The sequence below is a fragment of the Adlercreutzia faecimuris genome, assembly GCF_022669055.1.
In the GTDB taxonomy this organism is placed as follows: Bacteria; Actinomycetota; Coriobacteriia; order Coriobacteriales; family Eggerthellaceae; genus Enterorhabdus; species Enterorhabdus faecimuris.
On sequence record NZ_JAJMLW010000002.1, the window covers coordinates 581,498 to 599,949 of the forward strand.

The window sequence follows — 18,452 nt, forward strand, 5'->3', positions numbered from 1 at the left end:
TTACTCCCCCTTCTCTTCCTCGAGGGCGGGCGCCTGGCCGACCACGTGCTCCAGGTAGCTGGCGCAGCAGGCCTTGGCGATGGTGCGCACGCGCAGGATGTAGCCCATGCGCTCGGTGGCGGAGATGACGCCGCGCGCGTCGAGCAGGTTGAACGCGTGGCTGCACTTGAGCACGTAGTCGTAGGCCGGCAGCGGCAGGCCCGCCGCGAGCGTGCGGTTGCACTCGCGCTCGTAGCGGTCGAACTCGCCGAACAGGAAGTCGGTGTCGGCCACCTCGAAGTTGTAGGCGGAGAACTCGCGCTCGTTCTCGAGGAACACGTCGCCGTAGGTGAACACCGTGCCGTCCTCGCCGCGGCTCCACACGATGTCGTAGACGCTGTCGACGCCCTGGATGTACATGGTCAAACGCTCCAGGCCGTAGGTGATCTCGGCGGGCACGGGCCGGCACTCGAAGCCGCCCATCTGCTGGAAGTAGGTGAACTGGGTGCACTCCATGCCGTCGATCCACACCTCCCAGCCCAGGCCCCAGGCGCCCAGCGTCGGGCTCTCCCAGTCGTCCTCGACGAAGCGCACGTCGTGCTCCTCCACCTTGATGCCGATGGCGCGCAGGCTGTCGAGGTAGAGCTCCTGCACGTCGTCGGGCGAGGGCTTCAGGATGACCTGGAACTGGTAGTAGTGCTGCAGGCGGTTGGGGTTCTCGCCGTAGCGGCCGTCGGTGGGGCGGCGGGAGGGCTGCACGTAGGCGGTGCGCCACACGCCCGGGCCGAGCGAGCGCAGCGTGGTGGCGGTGTGGAAGGTGCCGGCGCCCACCTCGTTGTCGTAGGGCTGGAGGACGACGCAGCCCTGGTCGGCCCAGTAGCGCTGCAGGTTCATGATGACGTCCTGGAACGTGGGCGGCAGCCCGGCGTCCAGCGGTTTATCGGTTGGCATGGCTCTCCTTCTCGTCTCGTCTTCCCCTCGCGGGCGGCCGCCGCCGTCCGCGCCTGATTCGCGTGGCGCCCCGCGGGCGCCGGGCCCTAGGCGGGCGTGAGCAGGCCGATGTTGCTGATCGGCCAGTAGATGAGCACGGCGCGGCCCGTGACGGTGTCCTCGCCGATGGGGCCGAAGTAGCGCGAGTCCTGGGAGTTGGTGCGGTTGTCCCCCATGACCCACAGCTGCCCCTCGGGCACCGTGAACGGGTAGCTGATGGCCTTCCCGTAGACCGGCGTGAGCGGGTAGGACGGCTCGCCGTCGGTGTAGGGCTCGTAGAGCGGCACGCCGTCGACGACCACCTTGCCGTCGACCAGGTCGACCGTCTGGCCGCCCGTGGCGATGACGCGCTTGATGAGGATGCGGCTGGGGATCTCCGGGTCCTGGAAGGTGACGATGTCGCCCGGCTCGGGCTCGTTGAAGTAGTAGGTGACCTTCTCCGAGAACACCATGTCGCCGGTCATGATGGTCTCCTCCATCGAGCCGGAGGGGATCTCGTAGGCCTGGAACACGAAGGTGCGCAGCCCCCAGGACAGCGCCACCACCAGGCCGATCATCACGAGGATGCGGACGAGCGTGCGCAGGAAGGTGGGGCCGCGGGTTTCAGCATGCTGACCAGAGTACATGGGCGTGGCGCTCCCCTTCTTCGACGCGTGTCCGAGCTGCCGGGCGGGCTCTCGTCCCCGCGCCGGCGCCGCGCAGCCGCCGTGCGGGCGCAGCAAGCCCTCATGATACCGCTTGGGCGGCCGCGGCCGGCGGGCTATCGGAGGTTCTTCAGAAATTCCCGATCATCGGGGGTGAGCTCGGCGGCTTCGATGAGGTCGGGGCGCAGCGCGGCCGTACGCGCCAGGCTCTGCTCGCGGCGCCAGCGGGCCACCGCGCCGTGGTCGCCCGAGAGCAGGACGGGCGGCACCTCCATCCCGCGGAAGGAGGCGGGGCGCGTGTACTGCGGGTGCTCGAGCAGCCCCGCGGCGAAGGACTCCTCGGCGGCGCCGTCCGGGGCGCCGAGCACGCCAGGGAGCTTGCGCACCACCGCGTCGATGACCACCATCGAGGCCAGCTCGCCGGAGGTGAGCACGTAGTCACCGAGCGATATCACGCGGTCGGCCAGGGCGTAGGCGCGCTCGTCGATGCCCTCGTAGTGGCCGCAGACGAACAGCAGCCGCTCCTCGGCCGCCAGCTCGCAGGCGAGCGCGTCGTCGAGGCGCTCGCCCTGGGGGGCCAGAAACACCACCGTCGGCCGCGGCCCGCCCGCGTGGCGCGGCGCCGGCCCCGTGCGCGGGCACGCGGGCACCCGGGGAGCGGGGGGAGCGTCCACCAAGCGAGTTCCGCACGAGCCGGAGGCGCCGGTGGCGCCTCCGTGCGAGCAGGACTGTCTGAGCGACTGGGCATGCCCGTGCGCGAGCCCCTCCCCGAGCTCCGCGCCGGCGATGGCCTCGACGGCCTCGAAGAGCGGCTCGACCCTCATCACCAGGCCGGCGCCGCCCCCGTAGGGGTCGTCGTCGGTGGTGCGGTGGCGGTCGTAGGTCCAGTCGCGCAGGTCGTAGGCGGTGAAGTCCAGGATCCCCTTGTCCTGGGCGCGGCGCATCATGGAGGCGCCCATGACCGAGTCGTACATGCCCGGGAAGGTGGAGAGGGTCTCGATGATCACGGGTGGCTCCTACAGGTCGAGCAGGCCGGCGGGCAGCGCGACGTCGATGCGGCGGGCGTCCTCGTCCACATCCGCGATAAGGTCGTCCACGAGCGGGATGAGCGCCTCGGAGCCGTCGGGGCGCGCCACCACGAGCAGCGACTGCAGCGGCATTTCGGTGATGCCGGCCACCGTGCCCACGGGCCCGGCCTTAGCGTCGACGACCTCCCAGCCCTCCCAGGCCGGCCACGCGCCCGCCGGCTCCAGGTCGGCCGGGTCGAGCTCGTCGCGGGGCACCAGCACGTGGCAGCCCACGAGGGCATGGGCCACGTCGGCGTCGGTCACCTCCTCGAAGAAGACGAGGGCCTCGTCGTCGGCGCGCATCTGGACCGAGGCCACGGTCACGTCGCGCGGGGCGTCCAGGCGCGGCGGCACGAGGGCCGCGCGCATGCCCTCGGACAGCAAAAACGGAAGGCCCGCGGCGCTACGCGCGACGAGCCCTCCGTTCAGGTTCTTCGTGGTCGCCAGGTAGGCGACGTCTGCCCAGGCGCGCATCTAGTCGATGAGCTCCACCTCGACGGGCGTGCCCGTGCGGGACGCGGCGGCGCGGGCGAGGGTGCGGATGGCCTTGATGACGCGGCCCTGGCGGCCGATGACCTTGCCGGCGTCGGCCTCGTTGACGCGGACCTCCACCATCACGGCCTCGTCCTCGGTCTCGTACGAGGTGATCTCCAGGTCGTCCGGGAACTCGACGAGCGGGGCCACGACGGCCTCGACCAGGCCGGCGAGGTCTTCCGTAAGCTCGGACATGGCGGGTTACGCCTCTTCCTTGGCCGTCTTCAGCAGGCGGGCGACGGTGTCGGTGGGCTGGGCGCCGTTGGCGATCCACTTGTCCACCTTCTCCATGTCGAACTTCACCAGGTGCGGGTGCACGCAGGGGTTGTAGCGGCCGACCTCCTCGATGAAGCGGCCGTCGCGCGGGGCGCGGGAGTCGGCGACGACGATGCGGTAGTACGGGCGCTTCTTGGCGCCATGGCGAGCGAGGCGAATCTTAACAGCCATGAAGTTGTGCTCCTTCTAGTTTCCTTCGACTTGGGTCATGCGTACGCCGCCCCGAGCGGCGCAGCGAAAACAGCAGTTGCTTATGATACGGCTAACGGGCGCCTTTTGCAAGCGCGCGCCGCCCGCCGGCCGCGCCCGGCGCCTAGGCCAGGTTCACCTTGCGGCGCAGCACCCACAGGCAGATGAGCCAGCACGCCCCGCAGGCGACGAGCTGCAGGCCCGTCCCGATGACCGAGGTGATCGCCAGGTAGGCCTCCAGATCTCCCAGGCCGTCCGACGCGAGGACGCCCATCACACTCACGGCCCCGGCCAGAAGGCCGTAGCCCCACGACAGCGCCACGTAGAGCCCGATGCCCGCGGCCACCTTGTGGCGGGAGGCGAGCGCCGCGCCCAGCGAGAAGGCGGCGTAGGCCATGAGCAGGCCGAAGGCCATCTGCACGAGGGTCTGGACGAAGGTGCCGGCCACCTCGAGGGCGCCGGGGGTGCCGTAGAGGCCCGCCATGCCGTGGCCGGACGAGGCGCTCATCACCCAGTACGGGATGGATCCGGCGATATCGAGCGAGCCCGACAGCGGGTCGGCCGATAGCACGATGAGCATCATCCCCGCGAACACCACCACCAAATCGACCGCCATCCAGATGAGGCCGGCCAGCACCTTCGACCCCAGCTGCTGGGACGGGTCGGCCGGCAGGGTGAGCGTCAGGTAGCCCTCGTCGGTGAACAGGTTCCCGTAGAAGCGCCACAGGACGGTGACGAAGGTGGCCGCCGCCACGCAGGCCAGCGCCAGCACGGCCATGACCAGCACGAGGGCCGCGAGCCCCGTGAGGACGTCCGCGAGCGACGACGACGAGGCGCCCGGCATCTCGCTCGCCGTGTAGCCGGTGAGCCCCGCCCCGCAGCCCACCGCGATGACGGCGAGCGCCGCCAGGTGGACGGGGATGAGGATGCGGTTGAGCGCCTTCAGGTCGTACTTGAGCAGCTTCCCTAGCATCGAAACGCCCTCCTGAAGTAGTCGTCGAGGCTCGCGTAGCCCTGCTCGCGCACGAAGGCGACGGGGGCGTGGACCACCATGGTGCCGTACTGGAGGAAGATGAAGTCGTCGAGGACGGCCTCCACGTCGGCGATGAGGTGGGTCGAGATGAGGATGGTGGAGTCGCGGTGGTACTGGGCGATGATGGTGTCCAGAATGTAGTCGCGCGTGGCCGGGTCGACGCCGCCGATGGGCTCGTCGAGCAGGTAGAGGGCCGCGTGGCGCGCCATGACCAGCACGAGCTGCACCTTCTCCTTGGTGCCCTTCGACAGCGTCCCCATGGGAGAGTCGGCCGGCACGCCGAGCCGCGCGAGCATGTCTTGGGCGAGCGGCTGGTCGAAGTCGGCGTAGAAGTCGGCGAAGAAGGCCACGCAGTCGCGCACCCTCATCGACGGGGCGAAGTAGGGGCGCTCGGGCAGGTAGGACAGGAGCGCCTTGGCGCGGGTGCCCGGCTCGAGGCCGGCGACGCGCACGGCGCCGGAGGTGGGCGTGAGCAGGCCCGCGGCCAGCTTGATGAGCGTCGTCTTGCCCGAGCCGTTGGGGCCGAGCAGGCCCACCACGCGGCCGGCGGGCACCGAGAAGGTGACGTCGGCCAGGGCCGCGCGCGCCCCGAAGGACTTGGTCAGGTGCTCGCAGGCCAGCACCGGCGCGAAGCCGGGCGCCGGGTAGGGCGCGGCCGGGGGTGGCGCGGCGACCCGCGGCGGCTGCCAGGCGGGCTGCGGCTGGGCGTAGGCGCCGGCCGGGGCGCCCCAGGCGGGCGGCGCGGCAGCGGGCGCCGGGGCGCCGTAGGGCGGCGCCGGCTGGGCGGCCGCGACCGGGGCCGCCGGCTGGGCGGCGGGCGGCGCGGCGGCCGGGGCCTGGGATGGGATGTCGTAGGGCTGGTCCATGCTACTCCCCCATCATGTCCTGGATCTTCTTGAGGTCGGACAGGGACATGCCGCCCATGCCGGGCAGCCCCCGGCGGCGGCGCGCCTTGCCCCTCTTCCCCTTCTTGCCGGCCTGCTGCTCGATGCCGGCGGTCATCTTCCGCATCATCTTCTTCGTCTCGTTGAACTTCTTGATGAGCTGGTTCACCTCGGTGACGGTGACGCCGGCACCGGCGGCGATGCGGGCGCGGCGGCTTCCGTTGAGCACCTCGGGGCGGGCGCGCTCCTCCTTGGTCATCGAGTTGATGATGACCTCCATGGCGTCAAGCGCCCCCTCGTCGACCTGGCCCGAGCCGAGCGCCTTGTCGCCGCCGGGCAGCGCGCTCACGAGCTTGGACACGCCGCCCATCTTGCGGATCTGGCGGTTCATGGTGACGAAGTCGTCGAGGGTGAGGTTGCCCTTGGCCATGCGCTCGGCCTCGACGGCCTCCTCCTCGGCCTGCTGGACGCGCACGGCGCTCTCGATGAGGGAGACCACGTCCCCCATCCCCAGGATGCGCTTGGCCATGCGGTCGGGGTGGAACTCCTCCAGGCTGTCGGGCTTCTCGCCCGAGGAGATGAACTTGATGGGCTTGCCGGTGACCTCGCGGATGGACAGCGCGCCGCCGCCGCGGGCGTCGCCGTCCATCTTGGACATGATGACGCCGTCGAAGTCGACCTCGGCGGCGAAGGCCTCCACCACGTTCACCACGTCCTGGCCGGTCATGGCGTCGACCACCATGAGGATCTGGTCGGGCCTCACCGCGTCGCGGATGGCGCGGGCCTCGGCCATCATGTCGTCGTCGACGTGGAGGCGGCCCGCCGTGTCGATGATGACCACGTCGCGCAGGCTGTCGATGGCGTCCTGGACGCCCTCGCGCGCGATGGCCACCGGGTCGCGGCCGTCGCCGCGGTAGACCCGCGCGCCGATCTCGTCGCCGAGCGTCTGGAGCTGGTCGGCCGCGGCGGGGCGGTACACGTCGCAAGCCACGAGCAGCGGCGCGTGGCTCTCCTGCATGAGGCGGTAGGCCAGCTTGGCGGCGGCCGTCGTCTTGCCCGAGCCCTGCAGGCCCACGAGCATGATGACGTTGGGGATGCGGCTGCCGAGCACGAGCTTGGAGTCGGTGCGGCCGAGGAGCTCGGTGAGCTCGTCGAGCACGATCTTGATGACGTTCTGGGCCGGCGTGAGCGAGTCGAGCACGTCGGCGGTCAGGCAGCGCTCCTTGGTGCGCTTGACGAAGGCCTTGACCACCTTGAAGTTGACGTCGGCCTCCAGAAGCGCCAGGCGGATCTCGCGCATGGCGTCGTTGATGTCGTCCTCGGTCAGGCGTCCCTTGGACCGGAGTCCGGAGAAAATGCCCTGGAGGCGTTCGGAGAGGTTCTCGAGCATGGTCGCTCCCGTCGGGTTATCGGTGGCACGGGGCGCGCCGGGGCCGGGCCGCGGGCGCGCGTCCCCCGATTATACCAGCGGCCCCGCCCCGCCCGGAAATCTCGACGCCGCCCCCACACCCCGCCACGCAGGCGGGGCCGGGCGGGCGGCGGGCCGCCGCGTCAGAGCAGCCGACGGCGCAGGTAGTCGCGGAAGCGCGGGATGCCGATGGACACCATGCCGTGCCCGTGATCCTCCAAGACCCCCTGGGCCATCAGGCGGCGCTTGTACTGGGACACGTAGTTCCCCTTCTTCCCCAGGCGGCGGCCGATGTCCACCGTGCTGCTCTCCCCGCCCTCGTCCTCGAGCATCGCCGCGAGGAACCTCAGGTCCCCGCGCGACAGCTCGCGGAAGGTGGTCTCGAGGATCTTCCGCTCGATATCGTGCTCCGCGTACCCGATGCCCCGGAGCACGTCTTCCACGGATATCTCCCGGTCGTCGGGGGACACGTCCCACATCCGATAGCCCACCAGCTGCATCATGTAGGGAAAGCCCTCGATGGCGCGCACCGCCTCATCGAGGGCGGCGGAGCCGATGGAGCGGCCTCCCGCCTCGACGGTCTTTCTCAGGGCGTCGAGCACGGCGTAGTCGTCGACGCGACCCAGGTAATGGTAGCTGGAGCGGCGCAAGAACGAGACCGAGTCATCCCTGAGCAGGGCAGACACCTTGGAGGGGAGGCCCGCCATGAGGAGGGCGACCTTCCTTCCCTCCCGCACGAAATGCTGGTAGACCGAGGCGAGCTGCACCATCTCCTCGAGGTCCACCCGGACCTCGTCCACCACGATGACGAGGCCCACGTCGTGCTCGGCCAGCATGTCGAGGATGACGCCCATACGCGTGCGCCAGTTGCCCGCCGGGGCTTCGCGGGTATCCCACTCGATGCCGAGGAGCTGCCCCACGCTGATACCTCGCAGGCGCATCCTGTCCGGCGTCTCCACGAACTCGCCCGCCGCGACGAGCGCCCGCTCCTCGATGTCCTCGAGCATGCCCGGCACCGCCGACACGCTCGCCGTCACCCAGCCCCGCGACAAGGCCTCCTCGGCCAGATAGGTAAGAAGCGCCGTCTTGCCGGCGCCGCGGGCGCCCACCAGCAGCGAGACGAGGTTCGGGTCGCCCATGCCCCGGTCGAAGGCGCGCACCACCTCGCCGATGACCTCAGAGCGGCCCGCCATGAAGGGAGGGATCTGCCCGAACGTCGGCGTGAAGGGATTGGGGACGCAGCCTGCCTCCATGGCTTCTCCTTTGCTTCTTTTGCTCGCCTTTGCTTCTTTTGCTCAGTTTTGCATTTTTTGCCTGAGAACGCAATGAGGCGAGGAGGCCGCCTTGGGCACAGCCGGGCCGGGCGGGCGGCGGGCTAGTCGGCGGGGTGGTAGAAGAGGTGGATGTCCTCGTAGGCGCCGTCGGGGTTGAGGAAGCCGCCGGGGACGGTGCCGACGCGGGCGAAGCCGAGCGACTCGTAGAGGGCGATGGCGCCGGCATTCGAGGCCACCACGGCGTTGAACTGCAGGCCGCGGAAGCCGCAGGGGGCGAGGGCCGCGAGCGAGTCGGCCACCAGCGCGCGCCCGATGCCGCGCCCACGCGCGGAGGCGGCCACCGCGTAGCTCGCGTTGGCGACGTGCGCGCAGCGGCCCACGTTGTTGGGGTGCAGGACGTACAGGCCGAGTACCTCGCCGGACGCGCCGGCGGCCACGGCCGCGCGCGTCTGGGCGCCGAAGAAGGCGGCGGCCGCGTCGGCGCCGGGTAGCTCGTCCGTCTGCGGGAAGGCGCGGCCCTCGCGGACGACCTCGTTCCAGATGGCCGTCATCGCATCCAGGTCGGCTGGCTCCCAGGGGCGCACCGCGACGGCGGGCGCGGCCCCCTCGCGCGCGTCCACCCTAGAACCAGCGCTTCCAGAAGCCGCGCCGCTCCTCGGACTCCGGCTCCGGCTCAGCGTCGTCCTCGGCGGCGGCCAGGGCGAGCTCGGCCAGCTCCTCGTCGGTGAGGGGCGTGTCGTCATCGTCGGCGACGCCCTCATCGGCGCAGTCGTCCTCAGGCTCGAGGAGGTCGTCCTCGGCGGGCTCGGACGCGGCGGCCGGCTCCTCCGCGGGGACGGAGGGCTCGGGCTCCGGCGCGGCGTCGTCGGCGACCTCCGGCGCGTCGGACGCCGCAGCGGCGGGCGCGGCGAGCGCGCCCTCCTCGGCATTCCCGTCGGGCTCAGCGGGCGCGGGCGCGTCCCCGTCGTCCTCCTCCGCCGCGGCGGGCGGCGCGGCGGGGGCGCCCTCGATCACGTCGCGGCGGCGCTCGCCGGCCGTGACGGCGGCCTCCTTGGCGTTCTCGCCGCGCAGCGAGCCCCCGTCCTCGTCGAAGCGCTCGTCGAAGCCGCCCACCAGGGCGGAGGCGAACTCGGCGGCGTCGAAGTCGCGCAGGTCGTCGATCCCCTCGCCCACGCCGATCTTGATGATGGGCAACCCCAGCTCGTGGCTCACGGCCAGCGCGATGCCGCCCTTGGCCGTGCCGTCGAGCTTGGTGACGATGAGCGCGTCCAAGTCGAGCGCGCGGTTGAACTCGCGGGCCTGCTGCAGGCCGTTCTGGCCGGTGGTCGCGTCGATGACGAGCACGGTGTAGACGGGCAGCTTCGCGCGCTTGCGCACGACGCCCACCACCTTCTCCAGCTCGCGCATGAGGTCGGCCGAGGTGTGCAGGCGCCCGGCGGTGTCCACCAGCACCAGGTCGGCCCCGACCGCCTCGGCGCGCTCGATGGTGTCGTAGCACACGCTCGCCGGGTCGGCTCCGCGCTCGCGCGTGACCATCTCCACGCCGGCGCGGCGCGCCCACACCTCCAGCTGCTCGATGGCGGCGGCGCGGAAGGTGTCGGCCGAGCCCAGCAGCACGGCGCGCCCGGCGTCAACCTGCTCCTTGGCGATCTTGCCCACCGTGGTGGTCTTGCCCGTACCGTTGATGCCCACGAACAGCACGAGCGCCGGCTCGCCGCCGAGGATGGCCTCGCCGCCCTCGGTGAAGGCGCCGGCTATCTCGTCGTTGAGCAGGTCGAGCACGGCGTAGGCGTCGGGCAGCGCGCGGCGCGTGGCCGCGTCGCGCAGGTTCTCCACGATGGAGTCGGCCGCCGCCCCGCCCACGTCGGCGAGGATGAGCGTCTCCTCGAGCCCCTCCCAGAACCCCTCGTCGAGGTCGGGCCCGCGGTCGAGCAGGACGTTCATCGACTCCTTGAGGCGGTCGCGCGACCGCGAGAGCCCCTCGCTGATGCGGTCGAGAAATCCCATGGCGTCTCCTTCCTCCCCGCGCCCGGTCGCCCGGGTGCGGCGCGCTACTCGGCGTACTGCAGCGCGCGGTCGAGCTTCTGGCTGATGACCTTCGTCACGCCGTCGGCCTGCATGGACACGCCGAACAGCACGTCGGCCGTCTCCATGGTGCGGCGCTGGTGGGTGATCATGATGAGCTGGGTCGAGTCCCGCAGCTGCTCGATGTAGGCCACGAGCCGCCGCAGGTTGGTGTCGTCGAGGGCGGCCTCCACCTCGTCGAGGATGTAGAACGGGGTCGACCGCGTGCGGTACACCGCGAACAGGAGCGCCAGCGCCGTGAGCGACTTCTCGCCGCCGGACATGAGCATCATCTTGGTGATGCGCTTGCCGCGGGGCTGGGCCGTCACCTCCACGCCGGTGTTCTCCACGTCGTCCGGGTCCACGAGCGACAGCGACGCCGAGCCGCCGGGGAAGAGTATCGCGAAGATCTCCTGGAAGTTGGCGTTGACCTCCTCGTAGGTGCGGGCGAAGTCGTCGCGCATGCGGGCGTCGATGACGCGGTTGATCTTGGCGAGCGACTTGCGCGCCGAGTCGAGGTCGGCCAGCTGGCCGGCCAGGTAGTCGAAGCGGGCCTTGAGCTCGTCGTACTCCTCGGCCGCGTCCGGGTTGATGGTGCCGAGGTTGGCGATGCGCCGCTGCAGCCGGAAGGCCGTCTCCTCGGCGAGCGGGCGGTCCTCGAGCGGCGGCAGGACGAGCGCCGTCTCGAGCGGGGTGCCGCAGTCGCCCGTGATGACGCCCACGGCCGCCTCCACCTTGAGCTCCAGGCGCCCCTTCTCCACCCGGGCCGCCGAGAGCTGCTCGTTCACGGCGTCGAAGGCGTCGTGCGCGCGCCGGGCGGCGGCGCGGGCCTCGGTGATGGAGGCGTGCAGGCCGGTGGAGGAGTCCTGGGCGGCGCTCGCGCGCTCCTCCAGATCGCGCGTCCAGCGGCGGGCCGACAGCGTCAGCTCCTCGAACACGGCGAGCAGGGGCTCCAGGCGCCGGGCCGACACGGTCTTCACGGCCAAAAGCGCGCGGGACTCGGCCACCGACTCGGCCAGGGACTCCAGGTCGCGCAGGCGCGCGTCGCGCACGCGCGAGGCGTAGGTGTCGCGCTCGGCCAGCTTGGCAGCCTCGAGCTTGGCCTCGGCCAGCTCCTCGGACACGCGGTGCGCCTCCGAGCGCAGGGGTGTCAGCTCGGACTGGATCTCCTCCTGCTTGGCCTTGGCGTCGGCCAGGCCCTGCTGGCAGGCGGCTATCTCGGCCTCGTAGGTCTCCACGTCGGGCCGGGCGCTCGAGATGATGGCCTCGGCCTCCTCGCGCTGGCGGGTGACCGACTCCAGCTCGCGGCGCACGGCGGCCAGCTTCTCCTCGGCGCGGTCGGCCTGGGACCGGGCCGCCTCGGCGCCGCCGCGCAGGGCGGCCAGCCGCTGGCTCAGGTCCAGGCTCGCCGCCTGGGCGCGGCGCAGGGACTCCTCGGCCTCGGCGGCCTCGGCGCTCGCGCGGGCCGTGGCCTCGCGGGCCTCGGCCAGGAGCGCCCGCAGCTCCTCGACGCGGCGCACGCGGGCGAGCACGCCCTCGGCGCCCTCGTCCACGGCGGTGCCGAGGGTCACCTTGCCGCCGGGCCACACCACCGACCCGTCCGGGGCGGCGAAGCGCAGGCCCAGGCCGTCGGCGGCGTGGGCGTCGAGCGCGTCGTCGAGCGTGGCGCACACCACCACGTCGCCGAGCACGGCGCGCACGGCGCGGGCGGCCGCGCCGGGGAAGGAGAGCCGGTCGATGAGCGGGGTGCCGGGCGCATCGGCGGGGTAGGCGGCCGCGCGGGCCTCGCCCGGGCTGTCCGGCGAGGCGTCCTCGCGCAGAAGCAGCGCCACCTCGCCGTCGAGCTCGGCGGCCGCGAGCACCGAGGCCACCGAGGCGGCGCACACGGCGTCGTCGACGAGCAGCGTCGCCACGTCGGGGCCGAGCAGCGCCTCGACCAGGGCCTCGTAGCCCTCGGCGGCGCGCACCACGTGGGCCAGCGGCTCGAGCGCGCCGGCCAGCTCGCCCTCGTGCTCCATGAGCCAGGCGCGCGCCGGGCCGGCGGCGGCCACCGAGGCGCGCTCGACCTCCTCGAGCGCCTGGATCTGCGCCGCGTGGGCGCGCTCGGCGTCGCGGGCCTCGTCGAGGGCGGCGCGCGCGGCCTCGCGGGCCTGGGTGCACGACCCCACCAGCTTGCGCGCGGCGGACTCCTGCTCGTCGAGGGCGGCGAGCGCCTCGTCGGCGGCCTGGGCCTCGGCGGCCAGCGACTCGGCGTCGGCCTGGGCGCGCGCCAGCGACAGCTCAAGCTCCGCGCTGTGGCCCTCGATCACCTTCACGTGCGCCAGCCCGTTGGTGAGCGCCTCCTGGGTCTCGGCGTGGCGGCGGCGCGCCACGTCCATCTTGGCCTCCAGCTCGCGCGCGTCGCGCCCGAGGGCCGACGCCTCGCGCTCGAGGCTGCCCCGGCGCACCCCCAGGTCGCGGTAGGCCTGGTCGAGGGCGGCCACGCGGCCGTCGGCCGCCGCGCGGGCGGCCCCCACCTCCGCCAGCGTCGCCTCGGCGCCGCGCAGCTCGGCCTCGGCGCCGGCGCGCTTGGCCTGGGCGGCCTCGATCTCCAGCTCGATCTCGCCGGCGCGGGCGGTGGCGGCGCGGCGGCGCTCGTGCATCACGAGCGCCGCGGAGTCGAAGCGCTCCACGGCCGCGGCGGCCTCGCGGTACTGGCGCGAGAGCTCCCCGGCGTCCACCGTGTCGAGCCGCATGCGCTCCTGGAGCTCCTCGACGGCGGCCTCGGCGGCCTCGATGGCGCCGCGGCGCTGCTCCATCTCGGCGGCGAGCGCCGCCTCGCGGTCCTGGGAGGCGTCCCAGGCGCGCTGGAGCGCGCGCAGGTCGTCCACGGCCAGCCGCAGGCTCACGTCGGCCAGCTCGCCGGCCAGCTCCTGGTAGGTGCGGGCCTTCTTCGCCTTGCGCGACAGCGGCCCCAGCTGGCGCTCGACCTCGGCCACCACGTCGCGGGCGCGGGCCAGGTGCTGGTCCATCGAGGCGAGCTTGCGCTCGCTCTTCGCCTTGCGCTGCTTGTGCTTGAGGACGCCGGCGGCCTCCTCGATGAGGGCGCGGCGGTCCTCCGGCCGGCTCTGGAGGATGGAGTCGAGCGAGCCCTGGGAGATGATGGAGTGCGTGCCGGTGCCCAACCCCGAGTCGTGCAGGATCTCCAGCACGTCCATGCGGCGGGCCACCGTGCCGTTGATGAGGTACTCGCTCTCGCCGTTGCGGTACATGCGGCGGGTGATGGCCACCTCGTCGTAGTCGATGGGCAGCGTGCCGTCGGAGTTGTCGAGCACGAGGTCCACCTCGGCCAGGCCCGTGGGCTTGCGCGCCGACGAGCCGGCGAAGATGACGTCCTCCATGGCCTGGCCGCGCAGGTGCTTGGCGTTGCGCTCGCCGAGCACCCACAGCACCGCGTCGGATATGTTCGACTTGCCCGAGCCGTTGGGGCCCACCACGGCGGTGATGCCGGGCTCAAGCGCCATGACGGAGCGGTCGGCGAAGGACTTGAATCCCTTGAGGACGAGTGACTTGAGGTACATGGGCGGCCCTAATCCTGCTTCTTCTTGGCGGCCTCGCGCTCGCTCTTCTTGCGGGCGCGCTCCTCGGCCTTGGCGGCCTTGGCCGCGGCCTTCTCGGCGGCCTTCTCCTCGGCCTTGGCCACCTTGGCGGCCTTGTCGGCGGCGGCCTTCTCGGGGTCGGCCCCGATGCCGAAGAACTCGGAGAGGCGCGCGAGCGTGGTCTTGGCGGCCTGGCTCTCGGCCTCCTTCTTGGTGCGGCCGGTGCCGCGGGCGAGCCCCTGGTCGCCGGCGTAGACCTGGGCGACGAAGGTGCGGTCGTGGGGCGGGCCCTGGGTCTCCACCAGCTTGTAGGTGGGGGTGATGCCGTCCTCCTGCAGCTTCTCCTGCAGGGCGCTCTTGGGGTTCTCGGGCTCGCTGGCCATGTCGAGCGACATGCGCGGCACGAGGGTGCGCTCGACGAAGGCGACCGCCGCGTCGAGCCCGCCGTCCAGGAACAGCGCGGCCACCACGGCCTCGTAGACGTTCTCGAGGGCCGAGTGCAGCCCGCGCTTGCCGGTGCCCGTCTCCGACGAGCCGAAGACGATCACGTCGGCGAAGCCGAGCCCCGCGGCCACGTCGGCCAGCGACGCGCCCGACACGAGGGCCACCTTGATGCGCGTGAGCCCGCCCTCGTCCAGGTCGTGGAAGCGGTGGAAGGCGGTGGACGCCACGATGGCGCCCAGGATGGAGTCGCCGAGGAACTCGAGGCGCTCGTAGGAGAACTTGACCGACTTGCCCTCGGTGGCGGAGGGGTGGGTGATGGCGGAGAGCAGCACGCTCTCGTCGCCGAAGCGGTAGCCGAGGATCTCCTGGGCGCGGTCGAGCTTCGAGCGCTGCTCGTCGGTGAGCGTCATGCGCGCTCACCGTCCTCGGCGACGGCGGCGGCGATGACCTCGGACACGTGGGAGCGCACGGTGCGCGCGGTGGCGAGCACGCCGTTCTTGACCGCCTCGGCGCTCGACGAGCCGTGGCCCACCACGCAGGCGCCCCTGACGCCCAGAAGCGGCGCGCCGCCGTGGGTGTCGGGGCTCAGGCGGCCCTTGAGCTCGGCCAGGTCGCCCTTCACCAGAAGCGCGCCGAGCTTGCCTTTGGCCGAGGCCATGAGGGCGTCCTTCATGTAGCGGAAGAGCACGCTCGAGGTGCCCTCGATGGTCTTGAGGCAGACGTTGCCGGTGAAGCCGTCGGTGACGACGACGTCGAAGGAGCCCGCCAGGATGTCGCGGCCCTCGGCGTTGCCGGCGAACTCGGGCAGCTCCGCGCGCAGAAGCGCGTTGGCCTCCTGGGCGAAGACCGAGCCCTTCGCGTCCTCCTCGCCGATGTTGAGCAGGCCCACGCGCGGGGCGGGCACCCCCATGATCTCGCGGGCGTAGACGGCGCCCATCTGGGCGAACTGGAGCAGGTAGTCGGCCTTGCAGTCGGCGTTGGCGCCCACGTCCAGAAGCAGGACGGGGCGGCCGTAGGCGGGCAGTACCTGGCCGAGCGCCGGGCGCTTGACGCCCTTGACGCGGCCCATGACGAGCGTGGCGGCGGCCAGGCACGCGCCGGTGGAGCCGGCGGAGAAGAAGCCGTCGGCGCGGCCCTCCTTGACGAGCCGGCAGCCCACCACGATGGACGAGTCCTTCTTCCGGCGCACGGCGTTGGCCGGGTGCTCGTCCATGGCGATGGACTCGGTGGTCGCCTGGGCCTCGCAGCGCCCGTGGGCGTCGGCGAAGGGCCCGACCACCTCGGCCGGGCCGCACAAGACGACGGTCAGGTCGGGGTCGGCCGCCAGCGCCTGCTCGACGCCGGCCAGGACCACCCCGGGGGCGTCGTCGCCGCCCAGGGCGTCCACGGTGATGGTGACGTTCTCTGCCACGCTACGCTCCTTCACGTCTCGGGCTCGCGCAGCCCGCGGGCCTGACCGCCGCGGGGCGGCCGGGCACGCCCGCGGGCGCGGGGGCCTACAGCCAAAAAGCCCCCTGGCGCGTCCGGCGCGGCGCCGGGCGTGCTAGGAGGCTTGCGGGGACCTCATGCGGATGGGATGCCCGACCGCATGGCGTCGCCAAGCGGGCGCGCTACTCGGTCTCGATGACCTCGCGGTTCTTGTAGAAGCCGCAGCTCGGGCACACGCGATGCGGGAGCTTGGCCTCGCCGCACTGCGGGCACACGGAGCGGGCGGGAGCCGCGATCTTGTCGTTGGTGCTGCGGCGGGCGTGGGTGCGGGCGCGGCCGGTCTTGCGCTTGGGTACTGCCATGGTCGATTCTCCTTCATTACATCCCGGAGACGCGGGCCGTCACCGGGCTTTGCTTCAGTAAACGCACGAAATGGTATTCTACCAAACCGATTTGCCCCCCGCAAGGCCCCATCCCCGGGTTTTTGCGCAGCGCCCGGGCGGCGGCGCGGCGGGGCGGCGCGAGCCGGGAGACGTCCCCGTCCGGCCGCGGGCGGCACGCCGGGCGCGGCCACGTTCGCGCGCGAGCCGGACGCAGGCGGCGACGTGACCCGGGCGGCGGCACGGGCCGAGCGGGGCTACTCGCCGAACTGGAGGCGGTAGTAGCGGGCGTAGGTGCCGCCGCGGGCGAGGAGCTCGTCATGGGTGCCCTGCTCCACCACGCGCCCGCCCTCCACCACGGCGATGAGCGAGGCCGAGCGGATGGTCGACAGCCGATGCGCGATCATGAGCGTGGTGCGCCCGCGCGAGAGCTCGGCCAGCGACGCCTGGATGGCGCGCTCGCTCTCGTTGTCGAGCGCGCTCGTCGCCTCGTCGAGGATGAGGATGCGCGGGTCGCGCAGAAACACGCGCGCGATGGCGATGCGCTGCTTCTGGCCGCCGGACAGGCGCGCGCCGCGCTCCCCCACCAGCGTGTCGTAGCCGTCGGGCAGCGCCGCCACGAAGTCGTGGACGTTGGCCCGGCGCGCGGCCTCCTCGATCTCGGCGTCGGTGGCGCCGGGGCGGCCGTAGGCGATGTTCTCGCGCACGGTGCCGCCGAACAGGTACACGTCCTGCTGGACGATGCCGATGGCCGCGCGCAGCGACGCGAGCGTCACGTCGCGCACGTCGATGCCGTCGATCTCCACCGCGCCCGCGTCCACGTCGTAGAAGCGGGGCAGAAGCGAGCAGGTGGTGGTCTTGCCGCCGCCCGAGGGCCCCACGAGCGCGACCGTCGCGCCGGCGGGCACCTCCAGGCTGAGCCCGTCGAGCACCGGCGTGCCGTCGCCGTAGGAGAAGCGCACGTCGCGGTAGCTCACGCGCCCGCGCGGGACGGCCCCGCGCCCGGGCCCCGTGCCTCTCCCGCGGCGCGCGCCTCGCTCGCCTTCCGCGCCTTCCGCACCTCGCTCGCCTTCCAAATCCCCGGCGCAGCGCACGCCTTCCGCGCCTTCCCTGCCCTTCCCTTCCGCGTCCTGCCCGGCCGCGCGGCGCGCCTCGGCCTCCTCGAGCGTCACGGCGCCCGGGCGGTCGGCCACGTCGGGGCGCTCGGCGAGCACCTCGATGAGGCGGCGGAAGCCCGCGTAGCCCTTCTGGAGCGTCTCGGTGAAGTTGATGAGCTGCTCCACCGGCGCGATGAAGATGCCGATGTAGAGGGCGTAGATGGCCAGGTCGGCCACGCTGAGCGTGCCCTGGGCCACGAAGTAGCCGCCGCCCACGACGGTCACGCCGTAGAGCACGCCCAGGAACAGCGAGCTCATGGCGTGGAAGGCGCCGAGGAACTTATACGAGCGCCGCTTCGTGTCGAGGAAGGCCTCGTTGGCGCCGCGGAACTTCTCGCGCTCGGCCGCCTCGCCGCCGAAGGACTTCACCACGCGGATGCCGCCGAGGGAGTCCTGCACGGCGGCGTTGATGCCGGCCATGCGCTCGCGGTTCTCGCGGAACACGGCGCGGCGGCGGTAGTTGAGGGCGAACGACAGCGTCGCCATCACCAGCGTCGCCGCCAGCATGATGGCCGTGAGCGGCACGTTGATCATGAACAGCAGGGCGAAGGACCCCACGATCTTGAGCGTGCAGATGAGCAGGTTCTCCGGCCCGTGGTGCGCGAGCTCGGATATGTCGAACAGGTCGGTGGTGATCTTGGACATCATGGCGCCGGTGTTGTGGCGGTCGTAGTAGCCGAACGACAGGCGCTGGTACTGCTCGAACAGGTCGCGGCGCATGTCGGCCTCCATGCGGGCGCCCATGATGTGGCCCCAGCAGGTGATGAACCACTGGCAAGCGGTGCGCGCCAGGTACAGCGCGGCGAACAGGGCCGCGATGGCGCCGAGCGAGGCCAGGATGACCTCGGGCGGCTCCAGGAAGAACTCCTTGGTGAAGAAGCCGAGCAGCTGGGGGAAGGCCAGGTCGACGGCGGCGAGCGCCACGGCGCACAGCAGGTCGGCGGCGAGCAGCCCCTTGTAGGGGCCGTAGTAGCCGATGAAGCGGCGCAGGACGCGGCCGGCGGTCACGTCGGCGTGGGATTCCTCCGCCGCGGCCCGCGCGGGGGCCGACAGCGGCCCGCGGTGCGGGTCCTTCGGGGTCTGTCTCATAGCATCCTCCATGGGCCCATTGTAGCCCTGCGGC

17 protein-coding genes are annotated in these 18,452 nt (G+C 72.2%); all 17 read right to left on the bottom strand.

Annotation, left to right across the window (positions count from 1 at the left end):
- The 17 genes from LPT13_RS07735 to LPT13_RS07815 all read right to left on the bottom strand — a co-directional run bounded on the left by LPT13_RS07735 (position 1) and on the right by LPT13_RS07815 (position 18,418).
- On the bottom strand, positions 1–930 hold the full coding sequence (locus LPT13_RS07735; RefSeq protein ID WP_242165263.1) for a glycine--tRNA ligase subunit alpha: 930 nt from the start codon (positions 928–930) through the stop codon (positions 1–3).
- 86 nt (positions 931–1,016) lie between these two features.
- Entirely contained in the window at positions 1,017–1,595 is a 579-nt protein-coding gene (gene lepB, locus LPT13_RS07740; RefSeq protein ID WP_242165265.1) for a signal peptidase I, read from the bottom strand.
- Positions 1,596–1,729: 134 nt separating this feature from the next.
- Positions 1,730–2,620 (bottom strand): tRNA (guanosine(37)-N1)-methyltransferase TrmD, encoded by an 891-nt coding sequence (gene trmD, locus LPT13_RS07745; RefSeq protein ID WP_242165268.1) that lies wholly within the window; start codon positions 2,618–2,620, stop codon positions 1,730–1,732.
- Between the two features lie 9 nt (positions 2,621–2,629).
- Positions 2,630–3,154 carry a ribosome maturation factor RimM gene (locus LPT13_RS07750; protein WP_242165270.1) on the bottom strand — a complete coding sequence of 175 codons (525 nt, stop codon included), beginning with the start codon at positions 3,152–3,154 and terminating at the stop codon, positions 2,630–2,632.
- Positions 3,155–3,409, bottom strand: coding sequence for a KH domain-containing protein (locus tag LPT13_RS07755; protein ID WP_242165273.1), 255 nt, complete (start codon positions 3,407–3,409; stop codon positions 3,155–3,157).
- Between the two features lie 6 nt (positions 3,410–3,415).
- Positions 3,416–3,661, bottom strand: a complete 246-nt coding sequence (rpsP, locus tag LPT13_RS07760; protein WP_242165275.1) for a 30S ribosomal protein S16 — start codon at positions 3,659–3,661, stop codon at positions 3,416–3,418.
- Positions 3,662–3,803: 142 nt separating this feature from the next.
- On the bottom strand, positions 3,804–4,652 hold the full coding sequence (locus tag LPT13_RS07765) for a hypothetical protein (protein WP_242165277.1): 849 nt from the start codon (positions 4,650–4,652) through the stop codon (positions 3,804–3,806).
- On the bottom strand, positions 4,646–5,578 hold the full coding sequence (locus LPT13_RS07770) for an ABC transporter ATP-binding protein (RefSeq protein WP_242165280.1): 933 nt from the start codon (positions 5,576–5,578) through the stop codon (positions 4,646–4,648). The genes LPT13_RS07765 and LPT13_RS07770 overlap by 7 nt, the downstream gene beginning before the upstream one ends.
- Before the next feature lies 1 nt (position 5,579).
- The gene (ffh, locus tag LPT13_RS07775; RefSeq protein ID WP_242165282.1) at positions 5,580–6,986 is read right to left on the bottom strand and encodes a signal recognition particle protein; all 1,407 of its coding nucleotides are present in this window, start codon (positions 6,984–6,986) and stop codon (positions 5,580–5,582) included.
- A 161-nt stretch (positions 6,987–7,147) separates the two neighbouring features.
- Complete coding sequence (locus tag LPT13_RS07780) at positions 7,148–8,257, bottom strand: ATP-binding protein (protein ID WP_242165284.1); 1,110 nt, start codon at positions 8,255–8,257, stop codon at positions 7,148–7,150.
- Between the two features lie 122 nt (positions 8,258–8,379).
- The gene (locus tag LPT13_RS07785) at positions 8,380–8,898 is read right to left on the bottom strand and encodes a GNAT family N-acetyltransferase (protein ID WP_242165286.1); all 519 of its coding nucleotides are present in this window, start codon (positions 8,896–8,898) and stop codon (positions 8,380–8,382) included.
- Position 8,899: 1 nt separating this feature from the next.
- Complete coding sequence (gene ftsY / locus LPT13_RS07790; protein ID WP_242165288.1) at positions 8,900–10,285, bottom strand: signal recognition particle-docking protein FtsY; 1,386 nt, start codon at positions 10,283–10,285, stop codon at positions 8,900–8,902.
- Positions 10,286–10,329: 44 nt separating this feature from the next.
- The gene (gene smc / locus LPT13_RS07795; protein WP_242165290.1) at positions 10,330–13,902 is read right to left on the bottom strand and encodes a chromosome segregation protein SMC; all 3,573 of its coding nucleotides are present in this window, start codon (positions 13,900–13,902) and stop codon (positions 10,330–10,332) included.
- 8 nt (positions 13,903–13,910) lie between these two features.
- Complete coding sequence (gene rnc, locus LPT13_RS07800; protein WP_242165291.1) at positions 13,911–14,774, bottom strand: ribonuclease III; 864 nt, start codon at positions 14,772–14,774, stop codon at positions 13,911–13,913.
- The gene (plsX, locus tag LPT13_RS07805; protein WP_242165293.1) at positions 14,771–15,775 is read right to left on the bottom strand and encodes a phosphate acyltransferase PlsX; all 1,005 of its coding nucleotides are present in this window, start codon (positions 15,773–15,775) and stop codon (positions 14,771–14,773) included. The genes rnc and plsX overlap by 4 nt, the downstream gene beginning before the upstream one ends.
- A gap of 199 nt (positions 15,776–15,974) precedes the next feature.
- On the bottom strand, positions 15,975–16,154 hold the full coding sequence (gene rpmF / locus LPT13_RS07810; RefSeq protein ID WP_242165295.1) for a 50S ribosomal protein L32: 180 nt from the start codon (positions 16,152–16,154) through the stop codon (positions 15,975–15,977).
- A gap of 275 nt (positions 16,155–16,429) precedes the next feature.
- Positions 16,430–18,418 carry an ABC transporter ATP-binding protein gene (locus LPT13_RS07815; protein ID WP_277926957.1) on the bottom strand — a complete coding sequence of 663 codons (1,989 nt, stop codon included), beginning with the start codon at positions 18,416–18,418 and terminating at the stop codon, positions 16,430–16,432.
- Positions 18,419–18,452 lie beyond the last annotated feature (34 nt).

Coding starts and splice junctions, on each gene's coding strand:
- LPT13_RS07815 (WP_277926957.1), bottom strand. CDS start 18,418: ATGAGACAGACCCCGAAGGACCCGCACCGCGGGCCGCTGTCGGCCCCC.
- ffh (WP_242165282.1), bottom strand. CDS start 6,986: ATGCTCGAGAACCTCTCCGAACGCCTCCAGGGCATTTTCTCCGGACTC.
- LPT13_RS07765 (WP_242165277.1), bottom strand. CDS start 4,652: ATGCTAGGGAAGCTGCTCAAGTACGACCTGAAGGCGCTCAACCGCATC.
- LPT13_RS07750 (WP_242165270.1), bottom strand. CDS start 3,154: ATGCGCGCCTGGGCAGACGTCGCCTACCTGGCGACCACGAAGAACCTG.
- LPT13_RS07770 (WP_242165280.1), bottom strand. CDS start 5,578: ATGGACCAGCCCTACGACATCCCATCCCAGGCCCCGGCCGCCGCGCCG.
- rpmF (WP_242165295.1), bottom strand. CDS start 16,154: ATGGCAGTACCCAAGCGCAAGACCGGCCGCGCCCGCACCCACGCCCGC.
- LPT13_RS07780 (WP_242165284.1), bottom strand. CDS start 8,257: ATGGAGGCAGGCTGCGTCCCCAATCCCTTCACGCCGACGTTCGGGCAG.
- LPT13_RS07755 (WP_242165273.1), bottom strand. CDS start 3,409: ATGTCCGAGCTTACGGAAGACCTCGCCGGCCTGGTCGAGGCCGTCGTG.
- ftsY (WP_242165288.1), bottom strand. CDS start 10,285: ATGGGATTTCTCGACCGCATCAGCGAGGGGCTCTCGCGGTCGCGCGAC.
- rpsP (WP_242165275.1), bottom strand. CDS start 3,661: ATGGCTGTTAAGATTCGCCTCGCTCGCCATGGCGCCAAGAAGCGCCCG.
- lepB (WP_242165265.1), bottom strand. CDS start 1,595: ATGTACTCTGGTCAGCATGCTGAAACCCGCGGCCCCACCTTCCTGCGC.
- smc (WP_242165290.1), bottom strand. CDS start 13,902: ATGTACCTCAAGTCACTCGTCCTCAAGGGATTCAAGTCCTTCGCCGAC.
- LPT13_RS07735 (WP_242165263.1), bottom strand. CDS start 930: ATGCCAACCGATAAACCGCTGGACGCCGGGCTGCCGCCCACGTTCCAG.
- rnc (WP_242165291.1), bottom strand. CDS start 14,774: ATGACGCTCACCGACGAGCAGCGCTCGAAGCTCGACCGCGCCCAGGAG.